Raw genomic sequence first — 10,046 nt, 5'->3', positions numbered from 1 at the left:
ACAGTGGCGGGACCGCGCCGGATTCGCACCGGCTTCCTCTGCTGCCGCCGTAATTGGCCCCGGCAGTCCACCACGCTGCGAGAACGCCCGTCAACCCGCCCTTGACCTGCGGCGGGGCAGTGTGCGAAGCCCCACACAGAACGCACGAAAGGCCCGGGGGCGTGCCCCCGGGCCTTAGGGCGTGTCCGCGAAGTGGTGTCCGGCTCGCGGCGACGCCCTGGCGCCGTACGCACGGTCAGGCCACGATCAGGTAGATGCCGTACGCCACCGCCGCCGCGCACAGGGCGAAGCACGCGTAGGCGCCGGTGCGCGCCAGAGCCACGGAGCCCGCAGGGGACCCGCCCGCCGGACCCCCGGCCGATTCCGATGCCGCCGGCTCCTGCTTGGCCAGGGCCACGACACCGAGGGTGAACAGGCCCACCAGACCGATGGTGGACACGAGGCTGACGCCGAACACGGAGCCGAGGGCTGCCCAGTCGATTTTCATGTGATCGCTTCCTTGGACCGTGGGGATTCAGACCGTGGGGGTTCAGACCGTGGCGGTTCGCGCCGACTCACCGGCGACGGCGGGCGGATTGGGCAGGGCGACGGGCGCGGGAATGGTGGTCGTCAGACCGGCGGTCGCCGCGTCCACGGACCCGAGGCCCATCACCGTGACCCCGGAGGCACCCGCGTCCACGCCCGCGTTCACCGGCACCACATCGGCCCCGGTCACGTTCGTGTGGTCCACCGGACGCCGGCGCGACGCGAGCCAGATCGCACCGGAGACGGCGACGAGCAGGACGGCCACGACGGTGACACCCCAGGTGCCGTGCCCGGTCAGGAACTCCGCCCCGGCGGCCACCAGCCCCGCGGCGGGCAGCGTCAGCCCCCAGGCGATGAACATCCGGGTTGCCGTCGACCACCGGACGACCCCGCCCTTGCGCCCCAGACCGGCGCCCATCACCGCGCCGGAGCAGGACTGCGTGGTCGAGAGCGAGAAGCCGAGGTGCGAGGAGGCCAGGATGACCGTCGCGGCGCTGGTCTGGGCGGCGAAGCCCTGCTGCGGGCGCAGGTCGGTGAGGCCGGTGCCCATGGTCTTGATGATGCGCCAGCCGCCGAGGTACGTGCCGAGCGCGATCGCCGTGCCCGCCGAGACGATGACCCACAGCGGCGGGTTGGAGCCGGGGGAGAGGACCCCGCCGGTGACCAGAGCCAGCGTGATGACGCCCATGGTCTTCTGCGCGTCGTTGGTGCCGTGGGCGAGGGAGACCAGCCCGGCGGAGGCGATCTGTCCGGCCCGGAAGCCCTTGGCCGTCGCCTTCTCGTCCGTACGGCCGCTGACGCGGTACGTCAGCCGGGTGGCGAGCATGGCCGCGAGCCCCGCGACGAGCGGGGCGGCGAGCGCCGGGATCAGGACCTTGGTGATGACGACGCCGCCGTTGACCCCGGAGGTGCCGACGGACATCAGGGTGGCGCCGATGAGGCCGCCGAACAAGGCGTGGGAGGAGCTCGACGGGAGCCCCAGCAGCCACGTGAAGAGATTCCAGATGATCGCGCCGACCAGCGCCGCGAAGATCACTTCGGTACGGATGCCCGACTCGTTGATGAGTCCGCCGGAGATCGTCTTGGCGACCTCCACGGACAGGAACGCGCCGACGAGATTCAGGACGGCGGACATCGCCACCGCCGTCTTGGGCTTCAGTGCGCCGGTCGAGATGGTCGTCGCCATCGCGTTGGCGGTGTCGTGGAAACCGTTCGTGAAATCGAACACGAGAGCCGTCGCGATCACGATCGCGAGGAGCAGCGTGAAGTGTTCCATTTACCCAGGCAATCGTTCGACGTCGGTGGCCACGGTGAACGTAAGGATGCAGGGTGAACGGAAGGTTAACTAGGGAGGTACTCGGAGTGTCTCTCCTGAATGGCCCTCCGGATGCCTGATGTGTTGTCCGACCTGCCCTTTTTCCGCCCCGGCTGACAAGATCGTCATATGACGGATCATCTGACCGGACGGGCCGCCGAGCGCCCCGCCGAGGGGCGTGCGAACGGCCATGCCGACGACCGTGCGGACGGCCACGCCGACGGCCGCGCAAACGCGCGCGACCGGGCCTGGGCCGAGCTGGTGGCGACCGCGCGCAGGACCACCGCGGAAGGGCTCGTCGTCGGCACGTCGGGCAACGTCTCCGTACGGGTCGGGGACGAGGTCCTCGTCACCCCGAGCGGGGTGCCGTACGACCGCCTCACCCCCGGCGACCTGGTCGCCGTCGACCTCTCGGGACGCCAGGTCTCCGGCCGGCTCGGCCCGACGAGCGAGCTGCCGCTCCACCTGGAGATCTACCGCACCACGGACGCCTCCGCCGTCGTCCACACGCACGCCGTCCACGCCACCGCCGTCTCGACCCTCGTCACCGAGCTGCCGCTGATCCACTACATGGCGGCGGCCCTCGGCGGCCCGGTGCGGGTCGCTCCCTACGCCACGTACGGCACCCCCGAACTGGCCGCGCACATGCTCGACGCCCTGCGCGACCGTACGGGCTGCCTGCTCAGGAACCACGGCACCGTCACCTACGGCGACTCCCTGGACCGGGCGTACGACCGCACGGCCCAGCTGGAGTGGATGTGCCGCGTCTGGCTCACGGCGTCCTCCGTCCCCGGCCGCACCCCGGCCCTGCTCTCCGAGGCCCAGCTCGCCGAGGTCGGCGAGAAGCTCAAGGGCTACGGCCAGAAGCCCTGACGGCCCATGTCCGGTGGCCGTCCGCCGCCGCCGTACCGACACTGAGGAAATGCGCCCGGCAACTGTGACGGCAGCGGCCGTCTCCACACTCATCGGTGTCGGCGCGGCCGCGGTGGCGGCCGGCCGGTACGCCAGCGATGCCGCGCTCAAGGCATCGCCCGGGCGCCCCCTGCCCGGAGACCCCTGGCTGACCGTGCACGCCACGGCCGCCGGACACGTCACCCTGACCCGCTGCCTCGCCTCCGTGCGGCCCGGTACGTACGGACTGGAGGCCCCCGGCCTGCACGCCGTCGTCGGGCCCGTCCTCGACGGCGAGGCGCGCGACGCCGACACCGTCGTACGGCGGCTGGAACGCGTCAGCCGGGGCACACTCTCCCCCGGCGCGCGCGTGCGGCTCACCCCCCAGCTGTACAGCGGCGACCCCACCACGGCCCTCGGGATCGACCACAAGGACGTGCTGGTCCCCGGTGAACTGGGGGCGCTGCCCGCGTGGTTCGTACCGGGGGAACGCGAGACCTGGGTGATCACCGCCCACGGCCTGGGCACCACCCGTGAGCACCCGCTGAACGTCCTGCCCTTCCTCACCGGCCAGCGGTTCCCGGTGCTCGACCTCGCCTACCGGGGCGACGCGGGCGCGCCCCGCTCCCCGGACGGCCTCGGGCACCTCGGCGACTCCGAATGGCGCGACCTCGACGCGGCGATCCGCTACGCCGTCCGGTACGGCGCCGAGCGGGTGATCCTGTACGGCTGGTCCACCGGCGCCTCCATGGCGCTGCGCGCCGCCGCGGACTCCACGCTCACCGCGCGGATCTCCGGCCTGGTGCTGGACTCGCCGGTGCTGGACTGGGAGACCACGCTGCGGGCGCTCGCCTCCGCCCGCCGGGTCCCGGCGGCACTGATGCCGCTCGCCGTCAGGGCGGCCCAGGGGAGCACCGGACTGCATGGGAACCGGCTGCGCCAGGCCGCCGACCCCCGGAACCTGCGGGTCCCGACCATGATCTTCCACGGCCCGGGCGACCACCTCACGCCGTGGGAACCCGCCCGCGCCCTCGCCGCCCACCGCCCGGAACTGATCTCCCTTCACCCCGTGGCGCACGCCCCCCACGGCGCGATGTGGAACGCCGATCCCGAGGACTACGAGGAAACCCTCCGCCGCTTCCTCGTCCCCCTGATGTGACGGACGGACGCGACGGACGCGCCACCACCCCCGGAACCGTCCGCCGAGACTCCGGAAGCACGCTTTCGCCCCATCCGTACCACTCCGTTGACCTCGTGGGAGGGGCTCCCTCCACCCGGTCAGGAGCGAGGGGAGAGGTTCCGTTTGGGCTTTCGGGCAGTCACCGGGAAGACTGCCCCCGTGACGTCCCGAAAGCCTGATGAGCAATTGGCGCGCAACTCCAGACTCCGACTTGTCACCCCGAGGCCGTTGACCACGGCACGACGGGCTGTGACCGACGGGCGCAGCCGCCCCGCACCCCGGCCGCCCGAGGGCACTCCGCCACCGGCGGAGCTGGCCCGTCAGGCGAGGGCCGTCCTCGCCGACGCCGTACGGATCGCCCGCTGGGCGGCCGCCGACCGGGACCCCGGAGCGGGTCATCTCGCCGCGCACACCCAGGAACGCGCCTCGGCCGCGCTGGACCTGACGGCGGAACAGGTCCGGGCGAGCTGGGACCGCGCCCGGCTGGCCGGACTGGTCGAGCTGCACGGCGGGACCGTGCGCCCCGGCTGGCGGCTCCAGGCCTGGGACCGCGACGACAGTGCCGTCCTGCGCGGCTGGGTGGCGCTCTTCGACGCCTGGTCGCTCGTCCACCCCGCCCCCGACGACGTCGCCCCGGCGACCGTCGCCGAGGTGGTCGAGGCCGTCCCGCAGGTGCTCTCCCTGTTGCAGCTGTCCGCCGGTCCCGTGACCGCCCCGGCGCTGCTGGACCTGCTCCAGCAGCGCGTCGCCGAACTCCACGAGGAGCGCTGCGAGGTACCGGAGGTGCCGTACGGCCCCGAGGGTGCGGAAGCGTCCGGCGCGGACGGCACGACGGAGCCCGCTCCCGACGCGACGGACGCTCCGGAGACCACGGACGCTCCGGAGACCGCCGGCACCACGGACGCTCCGAACGGGTCCGACGTCTCCGGCGCCTCCGCCGAGGCGCTGCTCCCTCCGCTCCTCGACTGGGCCCTGGAGGGCCTCGCCGCCGTCGGCGCGCTGACGCTGGGCAAGGGCCAGGCCACCCTCACCCCCCTCGGCAACTGGGCGGTGTGGGTCAAGCTGGAGCAGATCTGCGTCGCCGCCCAGAGCCCCGCGGGCAACATCGAGCAGCACGCCCAGGACATGCTCCGCGGCTGCGCCCGGCTCACCCCGGGGCCGGCCCGCGCCGAGTACCGCGCCTGGCTCGCCGCGCGCACCGTCGGGAGCGCCATCACCGAACTGCTCGCCGTCGCCCGCGGCGAGGACGCGCTGCTGCGCGGTCTCGCCTTCGAGGCGCTGCGGGTCGTCGGAGCGCCCGCCGAGCCGTCGGTACGGGCCGCCGTCAACGACACGTCCCTGCGGCCGTACGCGCTCCTCTGGCTGGCGGAGTACGAGGGCGCCGACCCCGACGACGCCGCCGACGTCCTGACCCGTGAGGAGGCGACCTGGCTCTGGGTCGACACCGCGGCGGCCGTTGCCGACCACGGGGAGACCGACCTGCTGGTACGGCACCTGGAGTCCGCCGTCCAGGGCACGGTGCCGGCCCTCCTCAGGGAGGTCAGGGCGATCGGCCACCCCCGTACCGTCCAGGTCCTGGTCGCCCTTGCCGCGGCCCACCCGGACCCGGCCCTCGCCAAGGCCGTCCGCCGGGCCGCGTTCCAGGTGCACACCGGGGGCGCCTGAGCCCCGTCCGTCCAGGTGGTGACCCCGCCCGTCCGGCGGGGCGCCCCCGCTCAGCCGGCCGGGGCGGTGCTGGGGGAGTACGTCCCGAAGCTCCATACGTTCCCCTCCGCGTCGCGTGCCATGTAGTCCCGCGAGCCGTAGTCCTGGTCGGTGGGCGGCATCAGGATCTCCACGCCGTGCTTCGCAGCCCGTGCGTGGTGCGCGTCCACGTCCTCGACCACGACGTAGATCCCCGACGGCCCGGAATCGCCCATGGCCCGGGCGAAGGCCCCCTCCCTGCCCTTGGAACCCAGCATCACCATGCCGTTGCCGCAGGCCAGTTCGGCGTGGAGCACGGTGCCGTCCTCGCCCTCGTACACCCGCACCTCGGTGAAGCCGAGGCCCTCCGTCAGCGTGCGGATGGCGGCCTTCGCGTCCGCGTACAGGACGGTCGGGACGATGCTCGGGTTGCCGGTCATACGGCTCACTCCATTCATGGGCTCAGGGGATTCATGGGCTCAGGGGGCACGACTCGAATGTGACCTGGATCTCAGTCTGGCACCCCCCACTGACAACGCCCCCGCGCCCGGCCCCGGAGCCGGTCCCCGCGCCCCCGCCCGCACCCCGCCCAGACAAAGCAGTTGCGTGGCCCCGGTAGACTCGTGGCTATGGCACTTCTCCTTGTGCATTAGCCGGCGTCGAAGACTCTCCTCCGCCTGCCCTCTTCCGCCGTCCATACCGCCTTGGAGTCTTTCCGTGATCACCGCAACCGGCGTAGAACTGCGCGCCGGAGCCCGCGTCCTCATCGAGTCCGCCTCGTTCCGTATCGCCAAGGGGGACCGCATCGGTCTCGTCGGGCGCAACGGCGCCGGGAAGACCACCCTCACCAAGTGCCTCGCCGGCGAGGGGATCCCGGCCGCCGGGTCCATCACCCGCTCCGGTGAGGTCGGCTACCTCCCGCAGGACCCGCGCACCGGCGACCTCGACGTCCTCGCCCGCGACCGCGTCCTGTCCGCCCGCGACCTCGACTCCGTCCTGAGGAAGATGCGGGAGAACGAGGAGCGGATGGCCAACGGCCAGGGCGCCACCCGCGAAAAGGCGATGCGGAAGTACGAGCGCCTGGAGACGGAGTTCCTCACCAAGGGCGGGTACGCCGCCGAGGCCGAGGCCGCCACCATCGCCGCCGCGCTGGGCCTGCCCGACCGGGTGCTCGGCCAGCCCCTCCACACCCTCTCCGGCGGTCAGCGCCGCCGGATCGAGCTGGCCCGCATCCTCTTCTCCGACGCGGACACGCTCCTCCTCGACGAGCCCACGAACCACCTGGACGCGGACTCCATCGTCTGGCTGCGCGACTACCTCAAGAGCTACCGCGGCGGCTTCATCGTGATCTCCCACGATGTCGAGCTGGTCGAGACGGTGGTCAACAAGGTCTTCTACCTCGACGCCAACCGCGCCCAGATCGACGTCTACAACATGGGCTGGAAGCTCTACCAGCAGCAGCGCGAGTCGGACGAGAAGCGCCGCAAGCGCGAGCGGGCCAACGCCGAGAAGAAGGCCGCGACCCTGAACTCCCAGGCCGACAAGATGCGCGCGAAGGCCACCAAGACCGTCGCCGCGCAGAACATGGCCCGCCGCGCCGAGCGGCTGCTGTCCGGTCTGGAGCAGGTGCGCCAGTCCGACAAGGTCGCCAAGCTCCGCTTCCCCGAGCCCGCGCCCTGCGGCAAGACCCCGCTGACGGCGGAGGGCCTGTCCAAGTCGTACGGCTCGCTGGAGATCTTCACCGACGTCGACCTCGCCATCGACAAGGGCTCCCGGGTGGTCATCCTCGGCCTCAACGGCGCGGGCAAGACGACGCTGCTGCGGCTGCTGGCCGGGGTCGAGAAGCCGGACACCGGAGCGGTCACCCCGGGCCACGGCCTCAAGCTGGGGTACTACGCGCAGGAGCACGAGACCCTGGACCCCGAGCGTTCCGTCCTGGAGAACATGCGCTCCTCCGCGCCCGACCTGGACCTGGTCGAGGTCCGCAAGACGCTCGGTTCCTTCCTCTTCTCCGGGGACGACGTCGACAAGCCCGCCGGGGTCCTGTCCGGCGGCGAGAAGACCCGGCTGGCGCTGGCCACCCTCGTCGTCTCGGCGGCCAACGTGCTGCTCCTCGACGAGCCGACGAACAACCTCGACCCGGCCAGCCGCGAGGAGATCCTCGGGGCCCTCCGTACGTACAAGGGCGCCGTCATCCTCGTCACGCACGACGAGGGCGCCGTCCACGCGCTGGAGCCCGAGCGGATCATCCTGCTGCCCGACGGCGTCGAGGACCTCTGGGGCGCCGACTACGCGGACCTCGTGGCGCTCGCCTGAGGCTCCCCGTCCGGCTGGGGAGCGGCTCCCGTCCGGGGCCGCGCCCGGTGATCCACATCCGGTGATCCACTCCCGATGGATCATTCGGCTCAGCGGTGATCCTTCATCTGAGTGAGACGGTCTCGTACTCCGGCGCGTCGTGCGACGGACCGGACCGTACGAGACCCCGCGCTGGCCATTTTCCGACATCATGCTTCTGACCTGCGCCTTCGGTTAAAGAACGGGTCAAGACCGGCTACGGCGCTGTCCGGAATTCGGCCAGAACTCGGCATCCCTCGCGTACGCGACCCCCGAAGCGCGCCAAAGCTCGTCGTACGGACCTTGCCGAATGGGTGGCCAGGACGGCGCCAAGGGGTGATCATGAGAAGTCCAGAGCGCACTTCCCACGAGGAGGCACGGGTGGCCGAGACTCTGAAGAAGGGCAGCCGGGTAACCGGCGCCGCGCGCGACAAGCTCGCGGCAGACCTGAAGAAGAAGTACGACAACGGTGCGAGCATCCGGGCGCTGGCCGAAGAAACAGGCCGCTCCTACGGATTCGTCCACCGGATGCTCAGCGAGTCCGGAGTCACACTCCGGGGACGCGGTGGAGCGACGCGAGGCAAGAAGGCCGCTGCGGCCTGACGACCGAGCGTGGCTCCTCCCGGTCACCGGTTCGGTGGTGGCCACCCGGCCGACCGCGACGTCGGCCTGGTGGTTACTGTGCAGTCACTTAGCTCGAACGGCTGACTGCCCGAACCGGAGGCGCCCCCATGACTTCGCTCGATCCAGTACTCGACAAGGACGGCGTACGGCTCACCGTCGAGGACGCGGTCGCCACGGTGACGTTGACCAACCCGGCCAAACGCAACGCTCAGTCTCCCGCTCTGTGGCGGGCGTTGTCGGAAGCCGGACGGTTGTTGCCGGGCAGTGTGCGGGTTGTCATCCTGCGCGGCGAGGGTGTCTCCTTCTCCGCCGGGCTCGACCGGCAGGCGTTCACCCCCGAGGGGTTCGACGGGGAGCCTACATTCCTCGATCTCGCGCGCGAGTCCGACGAGGCTCTCGACGCGGCGATCGCCGGGTACCAGGACGGATTCACCTGGCTGCGGCGCAACGACCTCGTGTCGATCGCGGCGGTCCAGGGGCATGCCATCGGGGCGGGCTTCCAGCTCGCCCTGGCGTGCGATCTCCGGGTGGTGACGCCCGACGTCCAGTTCGCCATGCGCGAGACCAGCCTGGGTATCGTCCCCGACCTCACCGGCACGCATCCGCTGGTCGCGCTGGTGGGGTACGCCCGCGCGCTGGAGATCTGCGCGACGGGCCGCTTCGTCCAGGCGGCGGAGGCCGAGCGCACCGGGCTCGCCAACCTCGTGGTCGGTACGGACGAGCTCGACGCGGCGGTGAAGGACCTGGCGGCCGCGCTGCTGGCGGCTCCGCGCGACGCGGTGATCGAGACGAAGGCGCTCCTGGCGGGCGCGGCGGGCCGCACCTTCGACGAACAGCGCGCCGCCGAACGCGCCGCGCAGGCGCGCCGCCTGCGCGACCTGGCGGGCCTGTCGGACTGACGCGGCGAGTGCCTTGCCCTTGACGGGGCTCGGGGCGGGAGGCGAGCGGACGCAGGCGGGGCCGGTGTCGACCCCGCCTGCGTCCGCCGCCGAGCGCACGGTGCCGTGCCCTTCGTCGGTACGGGCTCCACGAGCGGGCGCGGACCGTACGAGGTTCCGCGCCCGCCGCCGTACCGCGTACCCGCGACGGTGGGGCCGTACGAGGTTCCGCGCCCGCCGCCGTACCGCGTACCCGCGACGGTGGGGCCGTAGGGGGGCCGCGCCCGCCGCGTATCGCCCACCCGCACCCGTGGGGCCGTACGGGAAGCCGGGCCTCCCGTACGGCCCCCGCCCGCGTGTACGTGCCTCAGCTCCTGGCTGGCCCGTGGTCGGCCTCCGCCTCCACCGCTGTGACCAGCACCGTCACCGGTGACGTACCCGTCGCGGTCACCGCCTCGCGGACCGCTCGTGCCACCGTCGGGGCGTGGTGGCCCGGTGCCGTCGCCACCTCCACCCGCACCTGGTCCCAGGTGACGGTCACCGCCGCGCCCAGGGTCCCGGTCAGGTACGCGACCCCCGGCACGCCGGCCGCCACGCGCGCCGCCTCGCCCTTCGC

9 protein-coding genes, 1 pseudogene and 1 riboswitch are annotated in these 10,046 nt (G+C 72.3%); of the genes and pseudogenes, 6 read left to right on the top strand and 4 right to left on the bottom strand.

The features are described from left to right. Positions 1 to 79: riboswitch (cobalamin riboswitch) on the bottom strand. This riboswitch is flagged as partial in the annotation. A gap of 156 nt (positions 80 to 235) precedes the next feature. Then, a complete protein-coding gene (locus tag GT042_RS18500) occupies positions 236 to 487 on the bottom strand; it encodes a hypothetical protein (protein ID WP_161309827.1) in 252 nt (83 codons plus the stop codon). 42 nt (positions 488 to 529) lie between these two features. Then, the gene (locus GT042_RS18495; protein WP_161309826.1) at positions 530 to 1,801 is read right to left on the bottom strand and encodes an inorganic phosphate transporter; all 1,272 of its coding nucleotides are present in this window, start codon (positions 1,799 to 1,801) and stop codon (positions 530 to 532) included. A 168-nt stretch (positions 1,802 to 1,969) separates the two neighbouring features. On the opposite strand from GT042_RS18495, the gene GT042_RS18490 reads away from it, so the two are divergent. The 3 genes from GT042_RS18490 to GT042_RS18480 all read left to right on the top strand — a co-directional run bounded on the left by GT042_RS18490 (position 1,970) and on the right by GT042_RS18480 (position 5,576). Further along, complete coding sequence (locus GT042_RS18490) at positions 1,970 to 2,713, top strand: class II aldolase/adducin family protein (RefSeq protein WP_161309825.1); 744 nt, start codon at positions 1,970 to 1,972, stop codon at positions 2,711 to 2,713. Positions 2,714 to 2,762: 49 nt separating this feature from the next. Then, positions 2,763 to 3,890 (top strand): alpha/beta fold hydrolase, encoded by a 1,128-nt coding sequence (locus tag GT042_RS18485; RefSeq protein ID WP_161309824.1) that lies wholly within the window; start codon positions 2,763 to 2,765, stop codon positions 3,888 to 3,890. Between the two features lie 249 nt (positions 3,891 to 4,139). Beyond that, positions 4,140 to 5,576: a hypothetical protein gene (locus GT042_RS18480; protein ID WP_202533100.1), complete on the top strand. Its 1,437-nt coding sequence runs from the start codon at positions 4,140 to 4,142 to the stop codon at positions 5,574 to 5,576. Positions 5,577 to 5,626: 50 nt separating this feature from the next. Here the strand turns inward: GT042_RS18480 and GT042_RS18475 are convergent, their stop codons facing one another. After that, positions 5,627 to 6,052 (bottom strand): VOC family protein, encoded by a 426-nt coding sequence (locus GT042_RS18475; RefSeq protein ID WP_161309823.1) that lies wholly within the window; start codon positions 6,050 to 6,052, stop codon positions 5,627 to 5,629. Positions 6,053 to 6,311: 259 nt separating this feature from the next. On the opposite strand from GT042_RS18475, the gene abc-f reads away from it, so the two are divergent. From abc-f to GT042_RS18460, 3 genes are all read left to right on the top strand, one after another. Beyond that, entirely contained in the window at positions 6,312 to 7,910 is a 1,599-nt protein-coding gene (gene abc-f / locus GT042_RS18470; protein WP_161309822.1) for a ribosomal protection-like ABC-F family protein, read from the top strand. 399 nt (positions 7,911 to 8,309) lie between these two features. Next, entirely contained in the window at positions 8,310 to 8,531 is a 222-nt protein-coding gene (locus tag GT042_RS18465; RefSeq protein WP_208298717.1) for a helix-turn-helix domain-containing protein, read from the top strand. A 128-nt stretch (positions 8,532 to 8,659) separates the two neighbouring features. Next, entirely contained in the window at positions 8,660 to 9,451 is a 792-nt protein-coding gene (locus GT042_RS18460; RefSeq protein WP_161309820.1) for an enoyl-CoA hydratase/isomerase family protein, read from the top strand. Between the two features lie 346 nt (positions 9,452 to 9,797). On the opposite strand, the pseudogene GT042_RS18455 reads toward GT042_RS18460, so the two are convergent. Next, a pseudogene (locus GT042_RS18455) lies at positions 9,798 to 10,046 on the bottom strand (hypothetical protein); the annotation flags it as partial.

This window comes from Streptomyces sp. SID3212 (assembly GCF_009865405.1).
Classification (GTDB): Bacteria; Actinomycetota; Actinomycetes; order Streptomycetales; family Streptomycetaceae; genus Streptomyces.
The sequence above is the reverse complement of the archived record's forward strand: the minus strand, read 5'-3'. Positions and strand labels throughout refer to the sequence as shown.